General features: G+C 73.6%; 24 protein-coding genes. 11 read left to right on the forward strand and 13 right to left on the reverse strand.

What is annotated here, in order from left to right; genetic code table 11:
• Positions 1-12: 12 nt before the first annotated feature.
• Positions 13-1,440: an amino acid permease gene (locus tag Ani05nite_RS13895; RefSeq protein WP_203768487.1), complete on the reverse strand. Its 1,428-nt coding sequence runs from the start codon at positions 1,438-1,440 to the stop codon at positions 13-15.
• A 63-nt stretch (positions 1,441-1,503) separates the two neighbouring features.
• Positions 1,504-3,969, reverse strand: coding sequence for an NPCBM/NEW2 domain-containing protein (locus Ani05nite_RS13900; RefSeq protein WP_203768489.1), 2,466 nt, complete (start codon positions 3,967-3,969; stop codon positions 1,504-1,506).
• Between the two features lie 138 nt (positions 3,970-4,107).
• Between Ani05nite_RS13900 and Ani05nite_RS13905 the strand changes: the two genes are divergently transcribed.
• The 6 genes from Ani05nite_RS13905 to Ani05nite_RS13930 all read left to right on the forward strand — a co-directional run bounded on the left by Ani05nite_RS13905 (position 4,108) and on the right by Ani05nite_RS13930 (position 10,832).
• Positions 4,108-5,178 carry a DUF3616 domain-containing protein gene (locus tag Ani05nite_RS13905; RefSeq protein ID WP_203768491.1) on the forward strand — a complete coding sequence of 357 codons (1,071 nt, stop codon included), beginning with the start codon at positions 4,108-4,110 and terminating at the stop codon, positions 5,176-5,178.
• A gap of 83 nt (positions 5,179-5,261) precedes the next feature.
• Complete coding sequence (locus Ani05nite_RS13910; protein ID WP_203768493.1) at positions 5,262-5,690, forward strand: RrF2 family transcriptional regulator; 429 nt, start codon at positions 5,262-5,264, stop codon at positions 5,688-5,690.
• Between the two features lie 29 nt (positions 5,691-5,719).
• Positions 5,720-6,934 carry a globin domain-containing protein gene (locus Ani05nite_RS13915; protein WP_203768495.1) on the forward strand — a complete coding sequence of 405 codons (1,215 nt, stop codon included), beginning with the start codon at positions 5,720-5,722 and terminating at the stop codon, positions 6,932-6,934.
• 88 nt (positions 6,935-7,022) lie between these two features.
• Positions 7,023-8,894, forward strand: a complete 1,872-nt coding sequence (locus Ani05nite_RS13920) for an AMP-dependent synthetase/ligase (protein ID WP_239129881.1) — start codon at positions 7,023-7,025, stop codon at positions 8,892-8,894.
• A gap of 303 nt (positions 8,895-9,197) precedes the next feature.
• Positions 9,198-9,548 (forward strand): hypothetical protein, encoded by a 351-nt coding sequence (locus Ani05nite_RS13925; protein WP_203768497.1) that lies wholly within the window; start codon positions 9,198-9,200, stop codon positions 9,546-9,548.
• Positions 9,549-9,566: 18 nt separating this feature from the next.
• Positions 9,567-10,832 carry a vanadium-dependent haloperoxidase gene (locus Ani05nite_RS13930; RefSeq protein WP_203768499.1) on the forward strand — a complete coding sequence of 422 codons (1,266 nt, stop codon included), beginning with the start codon at positions 9,567-9,569 and terminating at the stop codon, positions 10,830-10,832.
• 66 nt (positions 10,833-10,898) lie between these two features.
• Here Ani05nite_RS13930 and Ani05nite_RS13935 read toward each other — a convergent pair whose 3' ends face one another.
• Together Ani05nite_RS13935 and Ani05nite_RS13940 are read right to left on the reverse strand one after the other, a co-directional pair.
• Positions 10,899-11,342 carry an acyl-CoA thioesterase gene (locus tag Ani05nite_RS13935; RefSeq protein ID WP_203768501.1) on the reverse strand — a complete coding sequence of 148 codons (444 nt, stop codon included), beginning with the start codon at positions 11,340-11,342 and terminating at the stop codon, positions 10,899-10,901.
• Positions 11,339-11,974, reverse strand: coding sequence for a TetR/AcrR family transcriptional regulator (locus Ani05nite_RS13940; RefSeq protein WP_203768503.1), 636 nt, complete (start codon positions 11,972-11,974; stop codon positions 11,339-11,341). Before Ani05nite_RS13940 ends, Ani05nite_RS13935 begins: the two co-directional genes overlap by 4 nt.
• 134 nt (positions 11,975-12,108) lie before the next feature.
• On the opposite strand from Ani05nite_RS13940, the gene Ani05nite_RS13945 reads away from it, so the two are divergent.
• Positions 12,109-14,187, forward strand: coding sequence for a cellulose binding domain-containing protein (locus Ani05nite_RS13945; RefSeq protein WP_203768505.1), 2,079 nt, complete (start codon positions 12,109-12,111; stop codon positions 14,185-14,187).
• Positions 14,188-14,193: 6 nt separating this feature from the next.
• Here the strand turns inward: Ani05nite_RS13945 and Ani05nite_RS13950 are convergent, their stop codons facing one another.
• Positions 14,194-14,595, reverse strand: a complete 402-nt coding sequence (locus Ani05nite_RS13950) for a diguanylate cyclase domain-containing protein (RefSeq protein WP_203768507.1) — start codon at positions 14,593-14,595, stop codon at positions 14,194-14,196.
• Here Ani05nite_RS13950 and Ani05nite_RS13955 point away from each other — a divergent pair.
• Positions 14,573-14,800, forward strand: a complete 228-nt coding sequence (locus Ani05nite_RS13955; protein ID WP_203768509.1) for a hypothetical protein — start codon at positions 14,573-14,575, stop codon at positions 14,798-14,800. The genes Ani05nite_RS13950 and Ani05nite_RS13955 overlap by 23 nt on opposite strands.
• A 96-nt stretch (positions 14,801-14,896) precedes the next feature.
• The gene (locus tag Ani05nite_RS13960; RefSeq protein WP_203768511.1) at positions 14,897-15,400 is read left to right on the forward strand and encodes a hypothetical protein; all 504 of its coding nucleotides are present in this window, start codon (positions 14,897-14,899) and stop codon (positions 15,398-15,400) included.
• A gap of 43 nt (positions 15,401-15,443) precedes the next feature.
• Here the strand turns inward: Ani05nite_RS13960 and Ani05nite_RS13965 are convergent, their stop codons facing one another.
• Positions 15,444-16,835, reverse strand: coding sequence for a cellulase family glycosylhydrolase (locus Ani05nite_RS13965; RefSeq protein WP_203768513.1), 1,392 nt, complete (start codon positions 16,833-16,835; stop codon positions 15,444-15,446).
• A gap of 110 nt (positions 16,836-16,945) precedes the next feature.
• Complete coding sequence (locus tag Ani05nite_RS13970; RefSeq protein WP_203768515.1) at positions 16,946-18,388, reverse strand: MFS transporter; 1,443 nt, start codon at positions 18,386-18,388, stop codon at positions 16,946-16,948.
• A gap of 131 nt (positions 18,389-18,519) precedes the next feature.
• Between Ani05nite_RS13970 and Ani05nite_RS13975 the strand changes: the two genes are divergently transcribed.
• On the forward strand, positions 18,520-19,113 hold the full coding sequence (locus Ani05nite_RS13975; protein WP_203768517.1) for a TetR/AcrR family transcriptional regulator: 594 nt from the start codon (positions 18,520-18,522) through the stop codon (positions 19,111-19,113).
• 24 nt (positions 19,114-19,137) lie between these two features.
• Here Ani05nite_RS13975 and Ani05nite_RS13980 read toward each other — a convergent pair whose 3' ends face one another.
• From Ani05nite_RS13980 to Ani05nite_RS14000, 5 genes are all read right to left on the reverse strand, one after another.
• The gene (locus Ani05nite_RS13980) at positions 19,138-19,365 is read right to left on the reverse strand and encodes a hypothetical protein (RefSeq protein WP_203768519.1); all 228 of its coding nucleotides are present in this window, start codon (positions 19,363-19,365) and stop codon (positions 19,138-19,140) included.
• A gap of 61 nt (positions 19,366-19,426) precedes the next feature.
• Entirely contained in the window at positions 19,427-19,981 is a 555-nt protein-coding gene (locus Ani05nite_RS13985) for a flavoprotein (RefSeq protein WP_203768521.1), read from the reverse strand.
• Positions 19,978-21,339 carry a helix-turn-helix domain-containing protein gene (locus Ani05nite_RS13990; protein WP_203768523.1) on the reverse strand — a complete coding sequence of 454 codons (1,362 nt, stop codon included), beginning with the start codon at positions 21,337-21,339 and terminating at the stop codon, positions 19,978-19,980. The genes Ani05nite_RS13985 and Ani05nite_RS13990 overlap by 4 nt, the downstream gene beginning before the upstream one ends.
• A gap of 87 nt (positions 21,340-21,426) precedes the next feature.
• Positions 21,427-22,530 carry a sugar kinase gene (locus Ani05nite_RS13995; protein WP_203768525.1) on the reverse strand — a complete coding sequence of 368 codons (1,104 nt, stop codon included), beginning with the start codon at positions 22,528-22,530 and terminating at the stop codon, positions 21,427-21,429.
• Positions 22,531-22,542: 12 nt separating this feature from the next.
• The gene (locus Ani05nite_RS14000) at positions 22,543-23,172 is read right to left on the reverse strand and encodes a bifunctional 4-hydroxy-2-oxoglutarate aldolase/2-dehydro-3-deoxy-phosphogluconate aldolase (protein ID WP_239129888.1); all 630 of its coding nucleotides are present in this window, start codon (positions 23,170-23,172) and stop codon (positions 22,543-22,545) included.
• A gap of 109 nt (positions 23,173-23,281) precedes the next feature.
• Between Ani05nite_RS14000 and Ani05nite_RS14005 the strand changes: the two genes are divergently transcribed.
• Complete coding sequence (locus Ani05nite_RS14005; RefSeq protein ID WP_203768527.1) at positions 23,282-24,823, forward strand: UxaA family hydrolase; 1,542 nt, start codon at positions 23,282-23,284, stop codon at positions 24,821-24,823.
• 9 nt (positions 24,824-24,832) lie between these two features.
• Here Ani05nite_RS14005 and Ani05nite_RS14010 read toward each other — a convergent pair whose 3' ends face one another.
• A complete protein-coding gene (locus tag Ani05nite_RS14010; protein ID WP_203768529.1) occupies positions 24,833-25,825 on the reverse strand; it encodes a LacI family DNA-binding transcriptional regulator in 993 nt (330 codons plus the stop codon).
• Positions 25,826-25,943: the final 118 nt, after the last annotated feature.

Raw genomic sequence — 25,943 nt, forward strand, 5'->3', positions numbered from 1 at the left:
GATCCGCCGCGCTCAGCGGGCCGGCCGTTCGGAGCGGTTCAGCAGGGAGTGCCGGCGGCTGTAGCCGAAGTAGACGATGAGGCCGAGCACGAACCACACCAGGAAGCGCAGCCAGGTGACCGGGGACAGGAACGTGATCAGCCACAGGGAGAAGAGCACGCCGAGCGCGGGGATCACCGGCATCCCGGGCAGCCGGAACGTGCGCGGCAGCTCCGGGCGCCGGTAGCGCAGCACGATCACCGCGACGCACACCACCACGAACGCCAGCAGGATGCCGATGTTGGTCAGCTCCGCCGCCTCCCGGATGGGCAGCAGCCCGGCGATGACCGCCGAGGCCACCCCCGCGATCCAGGTCACCCGGCTGGGCACCCGGCGCACCGGGTGCAGCTTGGCGAACCAGGCCGGCAGCAGGCCGTCGCGGCTCATCGCGTACCAGACGCGGGTCACGCCGAGCATGAAGGTGAACATGACAGTGAGGATGCCGATGATCGCGCCGATCGCGATGACGTCGGCCAGCCCGGACAGCCCGACCGAGGCGAACGCCGTGGAGAAGCCGCTCTCCGGGTCGATCTCCCGGTAGTTCTGCATGCCGGTCAGCACCAGGGTGGCCAGCACGTACAGCACCATCGAGACGGCCAGCGAGTAGATGATGGCCCGGGGCAGGTGCCGCCGGCCGTCCCGGGACTCCTCGGCGGCCGTGCTCATCGCGTCGTAGCCGAAGACGGCGAAGAAGACCGTGGCGGCGCCGGTGATCGACCCGCTTACGCCGTACGGGAAGAAGGGCCGGTAGTTGGCCGTCTTGATGTGGAAGAAGCCGACGACCACGACCAGCAGCACGACGGCCACCTTGAGCGCCACCACGACGGTCTCCGCGCGGGCCGCCGCCTTGATGCCCATGTTCAGCAGCAGGGCGATGAGCAGGCACAGCAGGACGGCGAACAGGTCCACCACGTGCCCGTCCCCGCTGCCGGGCGCCCCCAGCATCCAGGCCGGCAGGTCCACGCCGATCTCCGCCATCAGGAAGGCGAAGTAGCCGGAGATGCCGATCGCCACGACCGCGACGATCGCGATGTACTCCAGCAGCAGGTCCCAGCCGATGAACCAGCCGACGATCTCGCCGAGCACGACGTAGCCGTAGGTGTAGGCGGACCCGGCCTTCGGGATCATGCCGGCGAACTCGGCGTAGGACAGCGCCGCGGCGGCGCTGGCCACCCCGGCCACCAGGAAGGAGATCAGCACGGCCGGGCCGGCGGTCTCGTGGGCCACGGCGCCGGCCAGCGCGAAGATGCCCGCGCCGATGATGCCGCCGATGCCGATGGCGGTCAGCTGCCACAGCCCCAGGGTGCGGGACAGGTCCGTCGCCCGTTCGTCAGCGATCTCCTCGACCGGCTTGCGGCGGAACACGCCCGATCCGCGGCCGAACTCCGGTGTCGTCGTCATGGCCCCCTCCTCCACCACCGGAGTACCACGTGACGGGCCGCGGCGCATCTACACGGGTGGATGTCATTCGGCGCGGACCTGGTCGATGTGCACCACTCCCCCGGAGTTGAGGAAGACCCACACGACCCGGATCCGCGTCACGTCGAGGGTGACGCCGGAGGGGCACTCGATGTCGTCGAAGGACTCGGTGATGGTCCGGCTGCGGTGCGGGTCGGTCCAGGCCCACCGGCCGGCCTGGCACCAGGTGAGCGCGTCGCCGACCTGGACGGCGATCTCGCCGACGCTGCCCACGTCCCCGGTGCGCAGGTCGAAGGCGAGCCCGGAGCGGCCGCCGAGGTCGAGCGAGGCGGGCACCGGGGCGCCGAACCAGTTGCCCGGCACCGGCGTCTCGACCCGCAGCCCGGACGAGCCGTCGGTGTGGAAGGCGGCGGACTGCGCCACGGCGCCCCCGGTGCCGGGGTTGGCGGTGGTGAACCCGTCGGTGCCGTCCTCGAAGGAGAAGATGGTCTGCCGGACGGGCCGTACCGGGTCGTCCGGTCCGGCGCCGCCGCAGGACAGCACGGGGTCGGCCCAGTCGGTGTGGGCGCCGGCGGCGCCCGTGGTGACCAGCCGCAGCCAGCGGACCCCGGTGAGATCGGCGGTCAGCGTCGCCGGCGCCGCGCCGGAGCCGAGCGGGCCGCTGGTGGCGGCGACCGCGCCGTCGGCGTCGACCGTGAAGGTGGCCGGGGCCGCGGCCGGCGCCTCGTCGTCGACGCCCACGTCGGTGACCAGCCGGGTGCAGGCGCCGCCGAGGTAGTAGACGAGTTCGGCGGGCGCGGCGGTGCCGAGTCCGCGCGTGTAGTGCCGCCCGCCGATGGTGATCAGGTTGCCGTCGGCGATCCCGGCGCCGCCGTTGCTCTGATCGGGTTCGACCGGGCCGAGGCCGTTGGCGGTGGCGTACGCGGGCACCTTGCTCAGCGCCCACCGGCCCGCCGCGGGCGCGGTCACCACCGTGGCGACCAGTTCGCTGGACGTGGCGCCGGCGCGGCCCCGTCCCCAGGTGTAGCGGGCGGTCACCGTGATCGGGTACCGGCCCGCCGGGGTGTCGTCCGGCGCCCGCACGGTCCACCGGGTCGCCAGGCTCCGGTCGGGGCCCAGCCGCGGCTGGGCGTCCGGCCCGGCCGGCGTGACCACCCACCCGGCCGGCGCCTGCGCGGTGACGGCGACCCGCCGCACGGGCGCCGGGGCGCGGTTGGTGACGGTCGTCGTGAGCGCCGCGGTGGAGTCGGCGCCGGGGACGACCGTGGGGAGGGTGGCGGCCACGGTGACGGCGGGCGGGACGGTCTCGGGGCCGCGCAGGGGCCGGACCCGGTAGACGACGGTGCCGTGCGCGGGGACCGCCGCCTCGATGGTGGCCGCGGCCTGCACGGAACGGCCGGTCCACAGGTCCCGCAGCCGGTAGGCCGGCGCCGCCGGCAGCCCGGTGTCCGCGGCGGGGACGCCGACCGCGGCGAGGTGGTCGGTCGCGTTGTAGAGCGCGATCGCGTGGTCGCCGCCGGCCAGCGGCTTGTCCAGCACCATGAGCCCGGCGTGGTCGGAGACCACGGTGGCCTGGCGGCCGAGCGGGTCCTGGTCGACGGCGATGATCTCGCGGTTGCCGAGGATCGCCAGCGTCTCGGCCGAGGCGGTCCGCAGGTCGGTGCCGATGATCAGCGGCGCGGCCATCATCGCCCAGGTGCTCAGGTGGGTGCGGTACTCGGTGGCGGTCATCCCGCCGTTGCCGATCTCGAGCATGTCGGGGTCGTTGAAGTGCCCGGGCCCGGCGTACGGGTACAGCGGCGCGTTCTGCGCGATGATCGACCGCAGGCTGGCCCAGTTGTCGCTGATGTCGCCGGTGGTGCGCCACAGGTCGCCGACGCCGCGGGCCCACTCCCAGGGCCGGGACGTGCCCCACTCGCAGATGGAGTAGACGATCGGCCGGCCGGTGCGGTCCAGCGCCTGCCGCATGGCGGTGTACCGGCGCACGTAGTCGGCCTGCGAGCCGTCCGACTGGTTGTTGCAGTTGTCGTACTTGAGGTAGTCGACACCCCACTCGGCCCAGGTCCGGGCGTCGATGTCCTCGTGGCCGAGGCTGCCGGGGTAGCCGGCGCAGGTCAGGGTGCCGGCGTCGCCGTAGATGCCGAGCTTGAGCCCGCGGGCGTGCACGTAGTCGGCGACTCCCCGGATCCCGGCGGGAAACTTAACCGGATCAGGAACCAAACGGCCGTCCGCGTCGCGGGTCCTGGCCGACCAGCAGTCGTCGATGTTGACGTACCGGTAGCCGGCCGCGGCGAGCCCGGCGCCGACCATGGCGTCGGCGGTCTCGCGGATGAGGCGCTCGTCCACCTCGCAACCGAAGGCGTTCCAATCGTTGAATCCCATGGGCGGGGTGGAGACGAGCGGTGCCGCCGAGGGTGCCGCGGCGGCCGGTGCGGCCGCGGGGGCGACGACGGCCACGGTGGTGAGGAGGGCCGCCGCAACGGCGCGCAGCAACCGGGTCCGGTGGGGCATGGCGACCTCCAGCAGTCTCTCCCGACACCCGGCACGGTAGGCCGCTACAGCGATGACCGTCAATGCCTCCTGAACCGGTAAAGTTCCTTTCCGGCCGCGGTGCGACCCGGCCGGGCGTCCCGGTGTCACCATGTCGCCATGACATTGGTACACACGGTCCGCCTGCGCTTCGGCGACCTCTCCCGGGCCGCCGCCACCCACACCAACCTGTCCGCGGTCCGCGTCGACGGCCGGGTGCTCTGGGTGGCGGGCGACGAGACGGCGACACTGGAACGCCTGGTGGCCGACGACCTCGACCACCCCACCGAGTACGCCGACGAGCGCACCTTCCGGCTGGCCGACTTCATCGACCTGCCCGGCGAGGACGCCGACGAGGAGGCGGACATCGAGGGACTGTCCCGGGCCGGGCACTTCCTGTGGGCGGTCGGCTCGCACAGCCTGCGGCGCAAGCGGATCAAGGACCACCACACCGGCGACAAGGCGCTGCGGCGGCTGGCCCGGGTGCAGGGTCAGGACAACCGGCAGATCCTCGTCCGGCTGCCGATCGCCGAGGTGGACGGCCTGCCCACCCCGGTGCCGGAACTGGTCGTGGCCGGCGAGCGGCACCTGGCCGCCCAGCTCGACAAACGCGACGGCCTGCGCACGCTGCTGCGGCACGACCCGCACCTCGTCCCCTTCCTGGCCATCCCCGGCAAGGACAACGGCCTGGACGTCGAGGGCATCGCGGTCAGCGGCGACCGGGTGTACCTCGGCCTGCGCGGCCCGGTGCTGCGCGGGTGGGCCTTCGTGCTGGAGCTGCGGCCGTACGTGGATCCGGCTGAGCCGCGACGGCTGCGGCTGCGGCCGTTCGACGACGGGCTGGCGTACCGCAAGCACGTGCTGGACCTGGGCGGCCTGGGCGTCCGCGACCTCTGCCCGGACGGCGACGACCTGCTGGTGCTGGCCGGGCCGACCATGAGCCTGGACGGGCCGGTGCGGATCCACCGCTGGCACGGGGCCGCCCGGGTCGAGATGCCCGCGGTGGTACGCGGCGAGACGCTCACCCGGGAGCTGGAGATCACCTACGGCGAGGGCGACGACCACGCCGAGGGCATGGGCCTGATCGGCCGGCCCGGCGACAAGCTGGCCATGGTGGTCTTCGACAGCCCGGCCGCGACCCGGCTGACCGCCGACGGCGCCGTGATCGCCGACGTCGTCCGGCTGCCCTGACCCGGAGCGGCGCCGCGGCGCGCCGGCGTGATGAGTCCCATAAAGAGGAGTATCAGACTCCTCATTCTGTTTAGGATCATCCGGTGCGCCTCAACCGCTCCACGGACATCGGCCTCCGCGTGCTCATACTGGGCGCGGCCCGCACCGACCGGCTCACCATCGACGAGCTGGCCGCCGCCCTGGCCGTGCCGCGGCATCACCTGGCCAAGGTGGTCCAGCGGCTGCAGCGGCTGGGTCTGCTGGAGACGGTCCGGGGCCGCAGCGGCGGGGTCCGCCTCGCCGCGTCGGCGCCCACGGCGTCGATCGGCGCCCTCGTCCGCGAGCTGGAGGGCGCGACGGAGGTCGTCGACTGCGAGGGCGAGACGGCCTGCCCGCTGAGCCGGGGCTGCCGGCTGCGCGGGGCGCTGGGCCGGGCCCAGGAGGCGTTCTACGCCGCCCTGGACCCGATCACGGTCGGCGACCTGGCCGCACCGCCCGCCCGGCAGGTGCTGCTCAGCCTCGGCCGGCTCTGACCGGTCCATCCCCGACACCTGGAGAAACGATGCTCTCTGCCACCAGCGCCCCGGTCATCGAGGCCACCCTGCCGGTCGTCGGCCGGCACCTGGACCAGATCTCCGGCACGTTCTACGACACGATGCTCGGCGAGCACCCGGAGCTGCTCGACCTGTTCAATCGCGGCGCGCAGGCCACCGGGGAGCAGCGCAGCGCGCTGGGCGGCGCGGTTGCCGCCTTCGCCGCGCACCTGGTCGGCGCGGGGCCGGACGCCGCGGTCTTCGACCACATCGTGGAGCGCATCGCGCAGCGGCACTGCGCCCTGGGCATCCGCCCGGAGCAGTACACGATGGTGGGCCGCTACCTGCTCGGCGCGGTCGGCACGGTGCTCGGCGACGCGGTGACCCCCGCGGTCGCCGCCGCCTGGGACGAGGTGTACTGGCTGTTCGCCGCCCGGCTGATCGGCCGCGAGGCGCGCCTCTACGCCGAGGCCGGGGTGGACGGCGCCGACCCGTGGCGCGAGTACGTGGTGGCCACCCGGATCGCCGAGGCGCACGACACCATGTCGTTCATCCTGACCCCCGCCGACGGCCGGCCGGCCCCCTCCTTCGTGCCGGGCCAGTACGTCACCGTCGCCGCCGACCTGCCCGACGGCCACCGCCAGCTGCGGCAGTACTCGCTGTCCCAGGCGGCCACCGGCGCCACCCTGCGGATCACCGTCCGCCGGGTCCGCGGCGCCGGGGGCGCCCCGGACGGCGTCGTCTCCGGCTACCTGCACGACCACGTCACCGCCGGCGACCGGCTGCTGCTGAGCCACCCGTACGGCGATCTGACCCTGCGCCCCGGCACGGACCCGCTCGTGCTGATCAGCGCCGGGGTGGGCATCACGCCGATGGCCGCGATCCTGGACCAGGTCGCGCGCACCCAGCCGACCCGCGACGTCACCCTCGTGCACGCCGACCGCAGCCCCGACCGTCACGCGCTGCGCCTGGACATGACCGGTCACCGCTCGCGGCTCGCCTCCTGCACCTCCCTCGTCTGGTACGAGCGGGCCGCGGGCGTCCCGGGCGCGTACCAGGGCTTCATCGACACCGACGCCGTCCCGCTGCGGCCCGGCGCCGAGGTCTACCTGTGCGGCCCGGTCCCGTTCATGCAGGCGGTCCGCGCCGGCCTGCACCGCCGCGGCGTGGCCGACGACCGGATCCGTTACGAGGTCTTCGGCTCCGAGCAGTGGCGCCCGCTGGCCGCGGCGGCCCCGGCCTGATTCACCCCCCGCGGTGCCCCGGCGCCGACCTCGTGACGGCCGTCGCGGCCCTGGCGGATGATGGGGGGACCGACGGAGAGGGACATCCATGCCGACCAGCACCGTGACGGCCTCCACGAGCTGCCACGCGAGCACCGCCGAGGAAGACCTCCTGGCGGAGCTGCAGCGCACCGAGCCGGCGTCGTTCGGCGCGATGTTCCTCGACCGGGTGGCCCGGACGCCGGAGGCCGAGGCGTACCGGCGGCCCGGCGCCGGCCCGGACTGGCGGTCGCAGAGCTGGGCCGAGACCGGCACGGCGGTCACCGAGATCGCCGCCGGGCTGCTCGGCCTGGGCCTGCGGCCGCAGGAACGGGTGGCGATCATGGCCGGCACCCGGACCGAGTGGATCGAGGCCGACTTCGGGGTGATGTGCGCCGGCGGCGCCACCACGACGGTGTACCCGACCGGCTCCCCCGCGGAGGTCGCGCACATCCTGGCCGACTCGGCCAGCCGGTTCGCGGTGGTCGAGCAGGCCGCGCAGCTCGGCCGGGTGCTCACCGCGGAGTCCCCGGTGGAGCACGCCGTCCTGATCGACGGCACGGCCCCGGACGACGACCCGCGGGTGCTGACCCTCGGCGCCCTGCGCGCCGCCGGCCGGGAGCTGCTGGCCGCCCGGCCGGAGGCGGTCCGCGAGGCGTGCGCGGCGATCGGGCCCGACGACCTGGCGACGCTGATCTACACCTCCGGCACCACCGGGCTGCCCAAGGGCGTGCGCGTCACCCACCGCAGCTGGGTCTACCAGGGCCTGGCCATCCGGGCCATGGGCTTCCTGCACCCCAGCGACCTCGGCTACCTCTGGCTGCCGCTGGCCCACGCCTTCGGCAAGGCCCTGCTGTCCTGCCAGCTGTCCGTGGGCTTCGCGTTCGCGGTGGACGGCGACGTCGGCCGGCTGGTGGCCCGCCTGCCGGTGGTCCGGCCGACGATCGTCCCGGCCGTCCCCCGGATCTTCGAGAAGGTGTACGCCGGGGTCCTGGCCACCGTGCGCGAGGGCAACCCGGTGACGGCCCGGCTGTTCGGCTGGGGCATCGGCGTCGGCCTCCGGATGTCCCGGGCGCGCCGGCAGGGACGGCGCCCCGGCGCGCTCCTCGCCGCCCAGCACCGGGTGGCCGACCGGCTGGTCCTGGCCCGGGTCCGGAGCCGGTTCGGCGGCCGGCTGCGGTTCTTCATCTCCGGGGCGGCCGCCCTGTCGACGGAGATCGCCGAGTGGTTCGACGCCGTGGGCCTGCCCGTGCTGGAGGGCTACGGGCTGACCGAGACCTGCGCGACCACGTTCTTCAACCGGCCCGGCCGGCCCGAGTACGGCACCGTGGGGCGGCCGCTGCCCGGCACCCGCGTCGCCCTGGCCGGCGACGGGGAGATCCTGGTGCGCGGGGCCGGGGTGATGCAGGGCTACCACGGCCGGCCCGCGGAGACCGCGGACGCGCTGGCCGGCGGCTGGCTGCACACCGGCGACATCGGCGAGATCACCGCCGCCGGGTCGCTGCGGATCACCGACCGCAAGAAGGACCTGATCAAGACCTCCACGGGCAAGTACGTGGCGCCGCAGACGATCGAGGCCCGGTTCAAGGGGATCTGCCCGCTGGCCGGCCAGATCCTGGTGCACGGCGAGGGCCGCAAGTACATCACCGCCCTGATCGACCTGGACCCGGACGCGGTGGCCGGCTGGGCGGCCCGGCACGGCCTGGGCGACGCCGACTACGCCGCAATCGTCCGCTCGCCGCAGCTGACGGCCGCGCTGAGCGCCTGCGTCGACGAGCTGAACGCCACGCTGGCCCCCTGGGAGACGATCAAGAAGTTCGCGGTCCTCGACCACCACCTGGCCGTCGAGGGCGGCGACCTCACGCCGTCGCTGAAGGTGCGGCGGCGCTCGGTCGAGCAGCGGTACGCCGGCCTGATCGACTCGCTGTATCCCGCGACCTGACCGGCGCCCGGCCCGGCCGCGCGTAGGCGCCGGCCACCATCCGGGTAGCGGACGTATCAAGCGGTCGCCGCGGTAGCTCCTCCTGCGTGGGGCAACCGCACGGCGCAGCACTTCCGGCGAAGCCGGTCGCCCCCGCAGGGGCGGCCGGCTTCCTCCGTGTGCGCAACGGCACGGGTGCAGCGGCCGGTGCAGCAGGCGGTGCAGTGATCGCTGCAGGGCCGGCCGCCACTGTGGTTCCCGACCCACCCGACGATGCCCGACCGACCGCCGCCCGGCGGCGCCGAGCCGAAGGAGTTGAACGCCATGACAACCCGAACCGATCTCCTGGCCGTCGCCCGGGCCGAGGCGCTGTTCGTGAGCGACCTGCCCGCCCGGCCGGTCCCGGTCGGCGCCGAGGTGGCGGCGGCCATCCGCAACGCCGTGCGCCGCCACGGCGGCACCAAGGGGTGCGCCGGGGAGGTCGCCGCCGCCTTCGGTGACCACCCGGACATCGCGGTGCCGCGGATGCGCTGGGCACTGCGCACCGTCCGGATCACCTACCAGCGACAGCCCCGGCCCCGGGCCGGGGGCGGCCCCGCGGCGTTGCGGGTGCCCAGCGGGCGCACCCGTCCGCCCGCACCGACATCGACCGGCTCGGCGGCCCCCGCCGAGTAGCTGAAGAGGAGGAGACCCATGAACGCAGTGCTGGACTGGAACGCGACCTTCCTGCAGGCGATCCGGGTGCGCGGCGGCGCGCCCGGGCCGATCGCCCGGGCCGGGGCGATCCTGCACATCGCCGTGCACGACGCCGTCGTGGCCATCACGCCGACGCACGCGCCGTACCTCGGCGGGCTCGGCGCCGCGGGCACCGAGAACAAGGAGGCCGCCGTGCACCGCGCGGCGCACCGGGTGCTCACCACGCTGTTCCCGGAGCAGAGCGCCACCTTCGACGCGGAGCTCGCGCAGCGGGAGGGCCCGCTCCCGGCGCCCGGACCGCAGCGCGCGGCGGTGCTGGCCGGCCGCCGGATCGGCGACAGCGCGGCCCTGGCGATCATCGCCGACCGCGCGAACGACGGTCACGACGACGACAGCCCGTACCCGATCGGCACGGCGCCGGGCGCCTGGCGGCCGGTGAACGCGGTCACCGCGCCGGTGACCCCGCGCTGGGGCCGGGTCCGGCCGTTCTCCCTGCCCCGCGGGGAGTCGATGGAGAACTGGCTGGCCACCTTCCGCCCGCCGGCGCCCGGCGGCGCCGCGGACCTGGCCTCGCTGCTCGCCTCGGACGAGTACGCGAGCCAGCTCAACGAGGTCAAGGAGCTCGGCCGGTTCGACTCGGCCACCCGCACGCCCGAGCAGACGGAGATCGCGCACTTCTGGGCCAACGACCTGGACGGCACCTACAAGCCGCCGGGCCAGCTGTTCGAGCTGACCCGCGCGCTGGCCGTCGACGAGGGGCTCGACCTGGACGCCACCGCCCACCTGTACGCGCTGGTGGCGATCGCGATGGCCGACGCCGCGGTGGTGGCGTGGGACGCCAAGTACGACACCGAGTTCGACCTGTGGCGCCCCGACACGGCGATCCAGCTGGCCGCGCTGGACGGCAACTGCGACACCACGGCCGACCCGCTGTGGCAGCCGCTGTCGGCCACGTACGGCGGCGCGCGCTTCTCGCCGGCGTTCCCGGCCTACATCTCCGGGCACGCCACGTTCAGCGCCGCGCACGGCCGGATGATGGCGAACTTCTTCGGCACCGACGAGAAGTCCTTCCAGCTCGGCACCGACGACCCGTTCGCCGTGGGGGTCAAGCGCGGCTTCACGTCGTTCTCCGAGGCCGCCCGGGAGAACGGCCGGAGCCGGGTCTACCTCGGCGTGCACTTCCCGTGGGACGCCGACGAGGCGCTGCCGGTCGCCGACCGGCTGGCCGACCACATCCATCAGACCCTGCTCATCGCGATCTGAACGGGGAGGGCGGCGCCGGTTCCGGTCGCACGGGGGACCGGAACCGGCGCCGCGCCGGGCGACGGGTCAGCCGCGCAGCAGCGCCGACCCCAGGTCGCGGCCGTGCGGGGTCCAGGGGACGGGGCGCATGGTGGCCGGATCGAGGCGGACGTTGACCCGGCGCCCCTCGGCGTACACCGTGGCGCCGTCGGTGGAGATCACCCGGAAGCGGTAGTCCGCGCTGGTCGTACCCATGCTCTCCAGCCAGAAGTGCACGCCGACGGCGCCGGTGCCGCGGACCGGGCGGTGGAAGGTGATCGCGTACTCGCGGACCACGTTGAAGGCGTCCGGGGTGGTGGGCCGGCCGCCCGAGAAGGAGACGCCGCGCTCGGCCCACCAGTGCACCACCGCCCGCTCCACCAGCACCGCGTAGCGGGCGTTGTGCAGCACGCCCATGGCGTCCAGGTCGTCGAAGTGCACGGGCATGGGCACGACGTCGCCGTACGGCGCGGCTTCGGTCACGGTGGTCATGTCGGCTCCGGGAGGATCGTCGGGTCGGTGGCGAGCGGGCGCAGGTGGTCGAGCAGGGCGCGGCGGGCACGGCGGAAGGTCGGCGCCCGGCCCAGCACGGGCGCCTGCATCACGGCGCACACGCCCAGGGACTCGGTCTGGTAGGCGATGTCCTCGGCGACGGCGCCGGCGCGCAGCTCGCCGAGCGTGACCGCGTCGGCGGCCACGCCGGTCAGGAACGTCATCCAGTCGGTCAGCTCCGCGGCCAGCCGGTCGCGGATCACGCCGGGGCGGGCGTTGAACTCGAAGTGGGCGTTGGCGAAGAAGCAGCCGCCGGGCAGGACCTCGGCCTCGTAGAAGCCGAGGCGGGTGTCGTGCACGGCCCACAACCGGCGCAGTCCGCGCGGCGCCTGCAGCGCGGGGCGGATGATCCGGTCGGTCCACTGGGCCCGGGCGTGGTCGATGACCGCGAGCTGCAGCGCCTCCTTGGACCGCCAGTGCGCGAACAGGCCGGACTTGCTGACGCCCAGGGCGTCGGCGACCTGGCTGAGCGACAGGCCGCCGAGCCCGGCGACGGTGGTGAGCAGCAGGGCCTGGTCGAGCACGGCGGCCCGGGTGCGCTCCCCGCGGATGAGCCGGCCGTCGTGCGTCATGGCCACACCCTATAAAAAGACCGACCGTTCGTAAACATAGTTCTTCCGGGGCGTCGGGAGAGATTGACACCGCTCACTGCCCAGCCGAGTATGGGAGCGCTCCCACTCACCCGTTCTCCTCGATTGGAGAGGCCATGCCGTCCGCGATCTTCCACCGGGTCGCCCGGGGTGCGCTGTTGCTCGGCGCCGGTGCGCTGGTCAGCTTCGCCGCGCCCAGCCCTGTCATCGCCGCACCCACCGCCTCCGCCGCCGCCACCCCCGTCGCCGTGACCGTGAACGCCCGCGCCGGCCTGGCCACCGTCCCCGGCACCGCCCTGGGCGTCAACGACGCCATCTGGGACACCAACCTCGGCACCGCCCAGACCTCCGACCTGCTCAAGGCGGCCGGCGTGCGGATGCTGCGCTACCCCGGCGGCTCGTACGCCGACATCTACCACTGGCGCGACCACACCGCGCCCGGCGGCTACGTCGCCCCGAACACCGACTTCGACACGTTCATGGCCTCGGCCGCGCGGGTCGGCGCCGAGCCGATGATCATCGCGAACTACGGCACGGGCACCGCCGAGGAGGCGGCCGGCTGGGTGCGGCACGCCAAGGACAAGGGCTACCGGGCGAAGTACTGGACGATCGGCAACGAGAACTACGGCAACGGCCACTACGGCGCGGCGTGGGAGGCCGACGACCACGCCGACAAGAGCCCGGCCGCGTACGCCGCGGGCGTGGTCGCCTTCGCCGACGCGATGCGGGCCGTCGACCCGGACATCAAGATCGGCGCGGTGCTCACCATGCCCGGCAACTGGCCCGACGGCCTGGTCGGCGAGGGCGACGCCGGCACCTGGAACAAGGAGGTGCTCACCCGCGCCGGGGCCCACATCGACTTCGTCGACGTGCACTGGTACCCCGGCGGCGGGTCGGCCGCCGAGTCGCTGACCCGGACCAGCCACGTCGACGACGCGATGTACCTGCTGCGCCGGCAGATCGACCAGTACGCCGGCCCCGGCGCCGGCCGCATCACGATCAGCCTGACCGAGACCAACGTCGGGGTCGGACCGAACACCCAGCCCGGCGCCCTGTTCCTCGCCGACGCCTACAGCGACCTGCTGGAGAACGGCGTCTTCACCGTGCAGTGGTGGAACGTCCACAACGGCATCGGCACCGTCTCCACCGTCGCCGGTCAGCGCGACTACGGTGACTACGGCATGCTCTCCAGCGGCAACTGCACGGCGGACGGGTCGGTGTGCGAGCCGCCGCTGAACACGCCGTTCGCCCCGTACCACGCGCTGACGATGATGTCGTCGTTCGTCCACCCCGGTGACCAGCTGGTCGGCGCCGGCACCGACGACCCGCTGGTGGCGGCGCACGCGGCCCGCCGGCCGAACGGCGACCTGCAGGTGCTGCTGATCAACCGGGACCCCGACAACGAGCGGACGGCCACCCTGGACTACCAGGGCTACGAGCCGGCCACCGGCGCCGCGCCGACGGTGATCTCGCTGGGCAACGGGGGGACGCCGGTCACGGCCCCGGCGGGGACCGCGGCGGAGCAGACGCTGGCGCCGTATTCGCTGACCCTGGTGACCCTGCACCCGGCCCGGGCCGGCGGCGGCGCTCCCACCGCGCCCGGCCTGCCCGTCGCGGGCGCCGTCACCGACCGCACCGCGACGATCTCCTGGCCGGCCGCCCGGCCCGGCCGCGACCCCATCGCCAAGTACGAGGTGTACCGCAGCAACGGAGTGATCAGCGAGCAGCTCGGCGAGACCGCCGGAACCTTGCTCACGGTCCGCAACCTGCGCCCGGGCACCCGCTACACCGTCACCGTGCTGGCCCGGGACACCGCGGGCCGGGTGTCGTGGTCGTCGTCGCCGCTGACCTTCTCCACCACCGCCCCGGCCACCAGCACCTGCGCGGTACGGCTCAGCGACACCAGCGACTGGGGCAACGGCTTCGTCGGCGCCGTCGAGATCACCAACAACGGGACCGTCCCGCTCACCGACTGGACCCTGACGTTCACCTGGCCGACGGGCTGGCAGACCGTGCAGAGCGGCTGGAGCGGGACCTGGACGCAGACCGGGCGCGACGTCAAGGTGACCGGCGAACCGAACGCCACGCTGGCCCCGGGGGCCACGGCGACCGCGGGCTTCGTCGCCGGCTACAGCGGACCGAACGTGCTGCCGCAGGCGTTCACGCTCAACGGCACGGTGTGCAGCGCCGGCTGACCCCGCTCAGCGCCGCCGGGCGGCCGCCTTCTCGCGGTACATCGCCGCGTCGGCCTCCCGGAGCAGATGGTCGGGGTCGGCGGAGCCGTCGGTGGACAGGGCCACACCGATGCTCAGGCCGACCTCGACCCGGCGCCCGTCGACGGTGAACGGCTGGGTGACGGCCGCCGTGATGGCCTCGCGCACCCGGTCGTGCCCCTCGTGGGGGTCGAAGCCGCCGAGCGCCCGGGTGCGCCCCATCCAGGCCAGCCCGCGGGGATCGCGGTCGTGCGACCCCAGCAGCTCGATCGCCAGTTCGTAGCCCGCCTCGGCCAGCCGGCCGAGCAGGCCGACGGCGTCGCGGCCGGTGCCCAGCACGAAGGCGGTCGCGAGCATCCCGGCCCGGATGAGGGCCTTGGCGACGGCCACGCCGCCGCCGTTCGCCGCCGTGCCCGGCGAGGTGCGCGACGGCCTGCCGGACCCCGGTCCGGTTGTCGGCCAGCACCGCCGGGCAGTCGCCGCCCGGCGCCTCGTGCCCGACGAGCACCACTGGCCGGCCGGCCCGCCGGGCAACCCGCACATAGCCGGGTGCCGCCCGGATGGCGACATCCAGGGAATCGAGGAGCGTCTCTAGACGGGCGCAAAGCCGCGACGTATGGTGCAGGACGGTCATGGGAGCGCTCCCAGGAACGCTCCCGCCCCCGACCGCCATGCTCAGCAGGAGGAACCGATGCGTCAGGCCGTGCAGGCCCTCATCATCAGCGGCGTGCTGCTCTCGGCGGCCGCGTGCGGCACCGCGACCAACCCCGCCCCCGGCGAGCCCGGGGTGGGCGTCGGCGCCGCGTCGGCGCCACCCGCGGCGCAGCGCAGCGCCGAGGCGTCGGCCCGGTCCGCGTGCGAAGCCCTCGGCCAGGTCTACAGCCGGCACATGGCCCCGTACGCCGAGGCGCTGACCAAGCTGGTCGCCACCCGCGAGCACGCGGGCGACGAGAAGCCGGATCAGCAGCAGGTGAAGAAGTCACTGACCGCGTTCGCCACCGCCATCAGCGCGGTCACCCAGGCCAGCACCGACCCGGTGATGCGGGCCGACGGCAAGAAGGCCGCCGACCAGCTGGCGGCCAAGGCCGCCGACGCCCGCACCTTCAGCAAGATCAAGACTCAGCAGGACGTGAACACGACGCTGGGCCCCACCCTCAAGCAGTGGCTCGCGCCCGTCGACAAGCACTGCTCGTGATCTGCGGGCCGGGCGCCGCGCACGGCGCCCGGCCCGGACCCGGTCAGGTCGCCGAGCAGGTCAGCGCCGGTACGCCGTTGGCACCGGTCCACGACCCGAGGAAGCCGAACGTCGTGCCGGCGCCGGCCGCGATGCTGCCGTTGTAGCTCACGTTGCGTGCGGTCACGGTGGATCCGCCGCCGGTCACCGTCGCGTTCCACGCCTGGGTGACGGTCTGCCCGTTCGGGAAGGCCAGGGTCACCGTCCAGCCCTTGACGGCGGTGGCGCCGGCGCTCACCCGCACCTCACCCTGGAAGCCACCGGACCACTGCCCGGTGACCGCGTACGTGGCCGTGCACCCGCCCCCGGCCGGCGGCGGCGTCGAGGGCGGGGTGCTCGTCGGCGGAGTGCTCGTCGGCGGAGTGCTCGTCGGCGGAGTGCTCGTCGGCGGGGTGCTCGTCGGCGGGGTCGTCGCGCCGCCGCCGAAGATCGCGGCCTCCCGCGCGGTGGCCCGGATGCCGTTGGGGCCGTTGAACACCCGCTCCCCCCAGGTGGTCAGCCGGTTCGGGTCGAAGCCGACCGTCATGTCCAGGACCGGGTCGTTGTTGCCGGCCCAGGACCAGCCCAGGTAGCCGATGCCCCGGCGGACCGCCTCGGCCATCAGGGTCTGGTCGTCCACCTCGCCCGCGGCGAACTGCCAGCCGAACTCGCCGATGACCAGCGGCCAGCCCTTGCTCCGGAAGGTGTCCAGGTAGGACGTGATCGACGCGGCCGTGTTGAAGACCGCGTACATGTGGATGGAGAGCACGGTGTTGTGCCGGGTGTCGGCGTCCAGCACGGTCTGCGCGTTGTCGCGCATGACGTAGGTCCAGTCCTGGCCCCAGTTCGGCGCGTCGACCATGAGCAGGTGCTCGAAGCCGTTGCTGCGCATCTTCTGGATCGCGGCGGCGGTCGCGGCGGTCCACTGGCCCGGGTCGGTGTTGCCGATCGGCTCGTTGCCGATGTTGATGACGACGTAGTCCTCCTGGCCCACCAGCACGCTCTTGAGACCGATCCAGTAGTTGACCGCCTGGTCCAGGGTGACGGCGGCGCCGTCCTCGCCGTACCCGGTGGTGTCGTGGTCCTCCAGCACACAGATCAGCCTGTTCTGCTTGCACAGGGCGATCACCGCGGCGACGTCGCTCGCGCTGTTGGCCGTCCAGCGCCCGCCGCTGAGCACGACGCGTACGGTGTTGGCCCCCTTGGCCTTGATGTCGGCGAAGGAGTCGGTCTCGCCGGCGAACCAGGTGTGCTCGTGGTTGACGCCACGCATGACGAAGGGCTGGCCGCCCGCCTCGACGATGTCACGGCCGCTGACGTGCAAGCCGGTCGCCGCGTAGGCGGGACCGACGAAGAACAGAACGGAGGCGGCGGCGGCCAGAACGGCGGCGCCGAGGATGGTGAGTCGTCTCTTCATGGCCTACCTCGGGAGTTGGGAGCGCTCCCAGATATTCAAGCACATCCATATGAAGACGGGGCTGCGGTCACCGGTCAGGTGTCCGCGGCCCCGTGGCGGAACGGCCGGGGTCAGCGCCGGCGGCTTTTCGCGGCGGCCCGGGCCGAGGGCAGGGCGAGCGAGGCCGCGACGGCCAGCACGGCGACCGCCGCGCAGACCCAGAAGCCGTAGGTGAACGCGTCGTCGGTGGGCAGTCCCCGCGGGGTGCTGTGCGACGAGATCACGGCCGCCACGACCGCCGTGCCGATGCTGCTGCCGATGGTCCGGGCGATGGCGTTGACCCCGGTCGCCTCCCCGGTCTGCGCCGCCGGCACGCTCTCGATGATCGCGTTGGACATGGCGGCGAACGCGAAGCCGATCCCCGCGCCGGTCAGCACGCCGGAGGCCAGCACCGGCCAGATCGCGCCGTGGCCGAGGGCGGGCAGCGCGAACGCGACCACCACCAGGACCGCGCCGATCAGCATCGGCGCCTTCGGGCCGTACCGGCGGTCCAGCAGGCCGGCCAGCGGGCCGAAGACGACCATCATGGCGACCGTGGGCAGCAGGAACAGGCCCGCCTGGGAGACCGACTTGCCGAAGCCGTAGCCGGTCGCCGCGGGCAGCTGCAGCAGCGTCGGCACCAGCAGGAACGTGCCGAACATGGCGAAGCCGAGGATGAGCGCGACCAGGTCGGTGGCCCACACGCCGCGCACCTTCATCAGGCGCATGTCGATCAGCGGCTCGCGCACCCGCAGCTCGACCAGCACGAAGACGATCAGCGTCACGACGCCGAGCACCAGCAGGCCGACGGTCCGCGCCTCGCCCCAGCCCCAGGCCTGGCCCTTGCTGACCGCCAGCAGCAGCGCCACCAGCCCCACCGCCAGGATGCCCGCGCCCAGCACGTCCAGGCGTCCCGGCGTGCGGACCGGCGACTCCTTGATGCCGAAGATCGACCCGAGCAGCGCGACGACGACCAGCACCAGCGGCAGCCAGAACAGCCAGTGCCAGGACAGGTGCTCGACGATCGGGCCCGCGGCCACGATGCCGACCCCGGCGCCGACGCCGAAGATCGCCGACAGCAGGCCGACGGTGACGCCGACCCGCTCGTGCGGCAGCTCGTCGCGCACGATGCCGATCGACAGCGGCAGGATCGCCCCGGCCGCGCCCTGCAGCGCCCGCGCCACGATCAGCACGACCAGGTTCGGCGCCAGCGCGGCCAGCAAGGTGCCGCCGGCCAGGATGGCCAGCACGGCGATGAGCACCCGGCGCTTGCCGACCATGTCGCCGAGGCGGCCGAGGATCGGCGTCAGCACCGACGCCGACAGCAGGTACGCCGTGATCACCCAGCTCGCGTCCGCGGTCGAGGCGCCCAGCTCCCGCCCGATCGTGGACAGCGCCGGAGCCACCAGCGACTGGAGCACCGCGAAGGCCAGGCCGCCCAGCGAGAGGTAGACCACCAGCAGGGTGGCGCCGGCGCCGTGGCGCTGCGGGGAGGCGGAGGCCGCGGGGCGCGACTCCTCGATCGTTTGCGTCATGGGATCCCGACCTTGAGAGGAACGCTGATGTAAACGCTTGCTGACTTAGTATCGGCCGCCCGACCCGAAAGTCAACGATTGTTTACGTCACACCGGGCGCGGCTAGGCTGGTGACGCAACGGAAGGAAGCCATGACGACACTCACCCCTCGGCGCCGGGACGCGGCCGGCACCCGGCAGCTGCTGCTCGACGCCGCCCGGCGCCGGTTCGCGAGCCAGGGCTACTCCGCCACCACGGTGCGGGAGATCGCCGACGAGGCCGGGGTGAACGTCGCCCTGATCAACCGCTACTTCTCGTCGAAGGAGGGCCTGTTCGAGGCGTGCCTCACGGGCGCCGACGACGAGCTCGGCCGGACGGTGTCGGCGGATGTGCCCCTCGACGAGGTGCCGCACGCCATCGCCCGGCAGCTCGCCGGCCCGCACACGGGCCGGCATCCCAGCCTGTTGCTGCTGCTTCTGCGCTCCTCCGGCGACGAGCGCGCCGACGAGATCCGGCTGGGCATCCTGCGCTCGTTCGCCGAACGCCTGGCCGCCAGCGCCGGCCGGCCGCCGGACGGCCCCGGCGCCGAGCAGGTGCTGCTGCGCGCCCAGATCGCGCTGTCCGCCGCGCTCGGGATCGCCCTGCTGCGCTCCGCGGCCGCGATGGAGCCGCTGGCGTCGGCGGGCGAGGACGAGCTGCTGGAGCCGCTGCAGGACCTGATTGCCGGTTTGCTCGCGGGCGGGTGAGCGGTCGACGGCCGTGAACCGCATTCATGGACAGCCGACGCCCGGGGTACCGACCGGCGCGTCAGGCGGGTTGATCGGGATGCCGGCCGACGCGAGGAAAGATCCCAGCGTCGCTGCCAGTCCCTCGATCCGGTCTTCTTCGACGAATGCGTAGCCGCGATCGGCGAGGCAGTCGGCGACCTGTTCGGCCAGGTGCCGAAGGACGTCGCGGTTGCCGGCTATCGGGCTCTGCGTCAGGTGAGGGCATCGCATGCTGAGAGCTAACCCGTATCCATGACGGCCGGGGATGTCCCAGCATGTCCCTGCCGGTGCGCTAAGGGTGCACCTGGCGGCTGGCGGCCCGCTGTGCGAGCTGGAACGCCTTCAGCCAAGGAAAGGTCCGCCGCGCTTCGAGGCCGGCGCCCGGCGGGTGGGGTTCCCAGTCGTCGCGCGGGCCGCACAGCACGCGGACACCCTCGGCGCGCAGATCCACGATGGCGCGCTGGAAGGGCAGGCGGGCCGCCAGTGCGGCGTTGACGTACGGCACGATCACGGTGGGGATGCCGCGTCCGACCAGCTCGGCGGCCGAGGTCAACGGGTAGGTGTCGGCGATCCCGAGGGCCAGCTTGATGATCGTGTTGTAGGTGGCCGGAGCGATGATCACGGCGTTCACCGGTGGCACCACTCGCCGCCCGGAGGTGCGGTAGGACGTACGCACCGGGTTGCCGGTCAGGTGCTCGATCATGGGAACGTCGAGCAGGGGCAGTGCCGTCGCCGTCGCCGTCACCGCCGCCGTCCACGAATGCTGGTGAGCGATCTCGATCAGCCGGTGGACGTCGGTAGCGGGTCCCGCACCGCACACGACTATCCGGAGATGGCCGTCACTCACCAGCTGACTCCTGCGCCGGCGGCGAAGTCGATGACCTGGCTACGGGTGTGACCCCGGGACAGGGCAGCCAGGTCCGTAACGATGCGGTGCACCGCCGGGCGGGAACGGATCTCTTCCGGGGCGATCCCGTACGCGGTCCGCAAGGCCGACAGGCTCTCCTCGTGGCGACCCCATCGCGTGTACGCCTGCGCCACGTCGACGAACAGTGACGCCTTCCGCTCGGTGAGAAGAATCTTGTCAATCTGCACCTGCCGCGCAAAGGTGATCGCCTTGCCGGCGTCGCCGAGAGCGAGAGCCACGGCAACCCGATGCTGCAACACATTGTTCGGGCCGAAGCCGGTCCACCGGTCGTTGCCGTCACGGCCCAGCCGGGCGGCGGCGCGCTCAGCCTCGTTCAGCATCGACCAGGCCGCGAATCGATCTTCGGCCCGCGCCGCCGCGATCGAGCCTCGCAGCAGTAGCGCCCCGTAGACGGCCACGGCGTCCACGGAACCGAGCCGCGTGGCCTGCTCCACGTTGGCGGCGGCCGTCTGCGCCAACGCCACCGACTGGCGGTTGTGACCGTTCTCCATCAGGGCGTGGGTCATGATGCGCGCGCTGGCGCAGACCGCGACGGGATCTGCGCTGTCCAACCCGGACCGGGTGCTGCGTTCGGCCGCCACCAGCGCCATCGCCCGATCGCCGCTTTTGAGTAGCAGGCTGGCCACCACGTGATACATGTCGGCGCAGAGCACTTCGAGGTCGGACAGTCCATCGCCGGTCAGGTGAAGCCGAGCCGCGGCGGCAAGCGGTAAGAGACTGACCAGTTGTTCACGGGCACTGTGGTACCGGCAGGCCTGGTAGTCACGTTTCACAGCGGCGACCCGCACAGCCAGATCCCGCAGCGACGGCGGTGCGTCCGATTCGACCGGAACACGACCTGTGGCCAGCAGGGCATCGAGCAGGCGTGCGACGGCCGGGACAACCGCGGCGCACCCTGAGGCCGCATCCGTGAGAAACTCCCTCCGTTGCATGCCACCCTCCTGATCAGGCTCGCCGCGGTGCCCTTCGCCGGTTGCGACCACGGAGGTGATGTCCGACACCGCGCGGGCTTCGCGGTGGGATGCCGGCGCATCGCCGGTGTCTGCAGACCGGAGTTGCTCGAAGCGTTCGCGGACCTCGGCCGATGCCCGTGCCAGCACCGTGTCCAGCGCGGCCTGCATTTCCGGGCGCATCTGGATCTCGCGGCCTCGGCTGCTCCACTTAGCCACCGTGCGCCGCGCCGCGCCGAGATGTTCCGCGAACTCGGTCACGCTCATCCGGAGCGCCTTGCGCAGCGCATTGGCTTCCCAGCCGGTCCACGTGGTCATACTGGCCATCGCATGCCCTTCGGTAGCCCCGGACCCCCGACGATCGTAGCGGTGAGTGTGGTCACGGTCATGCACCGTCAGCGCACCGGCGGGACCTCAGCGCTGGACGCGGGCTCCCCCACCCGCCGCCAGCGCGAGCACCTCCGCCTTGGTGGCCATCGACGTGTCCCCGGGGGTGGTCATGGCGAGCGCCCCGTGGGCGGCGCCGTACTCGACCGCCTCCGCGAGCGTCGCGCCCTGCAGGATGCCGAAGATCAGCCCGGCGGCGAACGAGTCGCCGCCGCCGACCCGGTCCAGGATCTCCAGGTCGGCCCGGTGGGTCGCCTCCAGCACGCCGGTCGGCGCCGACCAGGCCAGCGCTCCCCAGTCGTTGCGGGTGGCCGAGCGCACCCCGCGCAGGGTGGTCGCGATGACCCGCAGGCGCGGATACTCGGCCGCCACCTTGCTGATCATCTGGGCGAAGGACGCGCTGCGCAGGTCGCGCAGGTCCTCGCCGACCCCCTCCACCGCGAAGCCGAGGCAGGCGGTGAAGTCCTCCTCGTTGCCGATCATCACGTCGACGTGCGGGGCGATGCCGGAATTGACCTCGCGGGCCCGGGCGGTGCCGCCGACCGCCTTCCACAGGCTGGGGCGGTAGTTCAGGTCGTACGAGACGACGGTGCCGTGGCGGCGGGCGGCGTGGACGGCGGCCAGGGTGGTCTCCGCGGCGGTGTCCGACAGGGCGGCGAAGATCCCCCCGGTGTGCAGCCAGCGGACGCCGACCTCGCCGAACAGGTGGTCCCAGTCGACGTCCTGCGCCCGCAGCTGCGACGCCGCCGTGTGGCCGCGGTCCGAGACGCCGACCGCGCCGCGGACGCCGAAGCCCCGCTCGGTGAAGTTGAGCCCGTTGCGGACGGCGCGGCCCACCCCGTCGTACGGGATCCACCGCACGTAGCTGGTGTCGACCCCGCCGGTCAGCATGCAGTCCTCGACGAGCCGGCCCACCTCGTTGTCGGCCAGCGCGGTGACGACGGCGGTGCGCAGCCCGAAGACGCGCCGCAGCCCCCGGGCGACGTTGTACTCGCCGCCGCCCTCGGAGGCGCGGAAGGAGCGGGCCGTGCGGACGCGCCCCTCCCCCGGGTCGAGGCGCAGCATCACCTCACCCAGGCTCACCGCGTCGTAGCGGCAGGACTCGGCGGGCCTGAGCGGCAGAACCGGCATGGTGGACCTCTCTCAACGTCCGCGGGTGGCGGCGACGGCCTGGCTGGTCAGCTCGCGGACGCGGGCGAAGTCGCCGGCGCGGACCGCCGCGCGCGGCACCATCCAGGAGCCGCCGACCGCGAGCACGGCCGGCAGCGCGAGATAGTCGGCGACGTTGCCCGCGTCGATGCCGCCGGTGGGGACGAAGCGCATCGCCGCGAACGGCGCGGCCAGCGCGGCGACGGCCGCGGGACCGCCGGAGGTGGCGGCCGGGAAGAACTTCACGGCCTCGAGGCCGAGCTCGACGGCCGCCTGGACCTCGGTCGCGGTCACCGCGCCGGGCAGTGCCGGTACGCCGACCGACCGGCAGCGCTCGACGACGGCGCGGGACAGGCCGGGCGAGACGACGTACCGGGCGCCGGCCGCGACGGCCAGGTCGACCTGGTCCGGGGTCAGCACGGTGCCGGCGCCCACCAGCAGGCCGCCGTGCCCGGCCAGCTCCTGGATGCCCTTGAGGGCCTCGGGGGTGCGCAGCGTGACCTCGGCGACGGGCAGCCCGCCGTCGACCAGCGCCTGGCCCAGCGGGAGGGCGGCGGCCGGATCGTCGAGCACCACCACGGGCACGAGCGCGTGCTCACCCAACTGCCGCAGGATCTCGTGCACGGTCCTCACCCCTCGCCCGGCGCCGGTGGACGACGCATCGACTGCGTGCGATGATACCGCCTGGAAACGTTCCCGCAAATTTTCAGTGCCCGGCGAGGAAAGCATCCCCATGGCTGATCGCGACCCTGCCCCGCTCACCGACCACGCGCTGCTGCTGGCCCCCGGCGACGACGTCGCGGTGGCGCTGCGGGAGCTGGCGCCCGGCCTGGAGCTGCGGCACGGCGACGACCGGCTGACCGTGACCGCGACCGTCCCGCAGGGCCACAAGGTCGCCCTCCGCGGGCTGCCGCCGGGCGCGCGCGTGCTCAAGTACGGCCAGACGATCGGCCGGACGACGACCGCCGTCCGGCCCGGCGACCACGTGCACACACACAACCTGGCGATGGAGTCCGTCGACCACGCGTACGAGTTCGGCACGGCCCGCGTGCGGATCGCGCCGGCCGGCGACCTCCGCACGTTTGCCGGCTACGTCCGCGCGAACGGCTCGGTCGGCACCCGCAACTACGTCGGCATCGTCACCTCGGTCAACTGCGCCGCGTCGACGGCCCGGATGATCGCCGACCAGTTCCGCGGTCCGGCGCTGGCCGCCTTCCCGGGCGTGGACGGCGTCGTCGCGCTCACCCACGACTCCGGCTGCGGGCTGGTGCCGGCCAGCGACGGCGGCCGGCTGCTGCGGCGCACCCTGCACGGGTACGCCGCGCACCCCAACATCGGCGCGATCCTGGTGCTGGGCCTGGGCTGCGAGATGATCGGCGTGGACAGCGTGGCCGGCGGCGAGCGCCCGGCCGACACGCTGGTCGAGCAGCTGGTCATCCAGGAGCAGGGCGGCATCCGGGCGACCGTGCGGGCCGGGGTCGCCGCGGTGCAGGGGCTGCTGGCCCGGGTGGCGCAACGGCGGCGGCAGACCGTACCGGCGTCGGCGCTGGTGCTGGGGCTCAACTGCGGCGGCTCCGACGGGTACTCCGGGATCACGGCCAATCCCGCTCTGGGCCGTACCTCCGATCTGCTGGTCGCTCAGGGAGCGACCACCGTCCTGGCCGAGACGCCCGAGATCTTCGGCGCGGAGCATCTGCTGACCCGCCGCGCGGTCAGCGAGGAGGTCGGCCGGCGGCTGCTCGAGCGCATCGAGTGGTGGCACCGGTACGTCCGCGCGGGCGGCGGCACCCTGGACAACAACCCGTCGCCGGGCAACAAGGCCGGCGGCCTGACCACCATCCTGGAGAAGTCGCTGGGCGCCGTGGCCAAGGGCGGCACCGCCGAGCTGACCGCGGTCTACGAGTACGCCGAGCGGGTGACCGCCGCCGGGCTGACCTTCATGGACACCCCCGGCTACGACCCGGTCTCGGTGACCGGGCTGGTGGCCGGCGGCGCCACCGTCGTCTGTTTCACCACCGGGCGCGGGTCGGTGCTGGGCACCAAGCCCGTCCCGTGCATCAAGATCGCGACGAACACCACGATGTACGAGCGCATGCGCGACGACATGGATCTCAACGCGGGCGGCATCGCCGACGGCACGGCCACCATCGAGGACGTGGGCGACGAGATCCTGCGGGCCGTGCTGGACGTGGCGTCCGGGCGGCCCACCGTGAGCGAGGAACTGGACCTGGGCCGCGACGAGTTCGTGCCGTGGCAGCTCGGCGCCGTGACCTGAGGCCACCGGTCAGGACGGCGCGACCCCGGTGGAGGCCCGGACGACCAGGCTCGTCGGCAGGGTGATCCCGGCCTCCCGGGGCGCGGCCTCCGGGCGGCCCGGTCCGCCCGCGCCGCCGATGCGGCGCAGCAGCAGCTCCAGGGCGGCCACCCCGGCCCGCTCCTTGGGCACCGTGACCGTGGTCAGCGGCGGATGGCTCATCAGGGCCAGGCTGATGTCGTCGTAGCCGACCACGCTCATCCGCTCCGGCACCGCGACACCGCGGGCGGCCAGGCGGTGCAGCAGACCGACGGCGACCAGGTCGTTGTACGCCAGCACCGCCGTGGCCGGGCCGGCCAGCACCAGGTCCCCGGCCAGCACCCCGCCCTGGAACGAGGGCGCCACGGGACCCACCCGCACGATCTCGGTGTCGTCGCCGGCCAGCCCGGCCAGCCGCTGCCGCCCGGCCCAGGAGTCCTCGGGCCCGGCGACGAAGGCGACGCGCCGGTGCCCGAGCGCCCGCAGGTGCCCGATCGCCTGCCGGGTGCCGTCGGCGATGTCGGCCACCACGGACAGCATGCCGGGCACCCGCCGGTGCACCAGCACCGTCGCGGCGGGGTCCGCCACCTCCAGCAACTCGGCGTCGCCGGCGCGCGGCGAACAGAGCAGCAGACCGTCGGTGTTGCGGCCCAGCGAGGCGACGGCCTCCAGCTCGGCGGCCACGTCCTCGTCGGTGTCGCTGATGAACACGCCGTGGTCGACCGACCGGGCCCGGGCGGTCACGCCCTTGGCGACGTCGGCGAAGAACGGGTTGCGCAGGTCCGGGACGATCAGCCCGAGGTTGCCGGTCCGGCCGGTGATGAGCCCCTGCGCCGCCCGGTTGGGCCGGTACCCGAGGCGCTCCGCGGCCCGCAGCACCGTCTCGCGCGTGGCCGGGCTGACCCGGCCGCCGGTGAGCGCCCGGGAAACCGTGGAGACCGAGACGCCGGCCGCGCTCGCGACGTCATGGACGGTCGTGCGCACCCGCGCCACTCCCTCGCTGCCCGCGGCCGCCCGGGGTGGGCGGTCGACGGCGCCAGCATAGCCAGAGACGGGCCGGGTTGACCGTTTGCGGATACGTTTGCAACGTCCCGCCGCCACG

The sequence above is a fragment of the Actinoplanes nipponensis genome (assembly GCF_016862275.1).
Lineage (GTDB): Bacteria > Actinomycetota > Actinomycetes > Mycobacteriales > Micromonosporaceae > Actinoplanes > Actinoplanes nipponensis.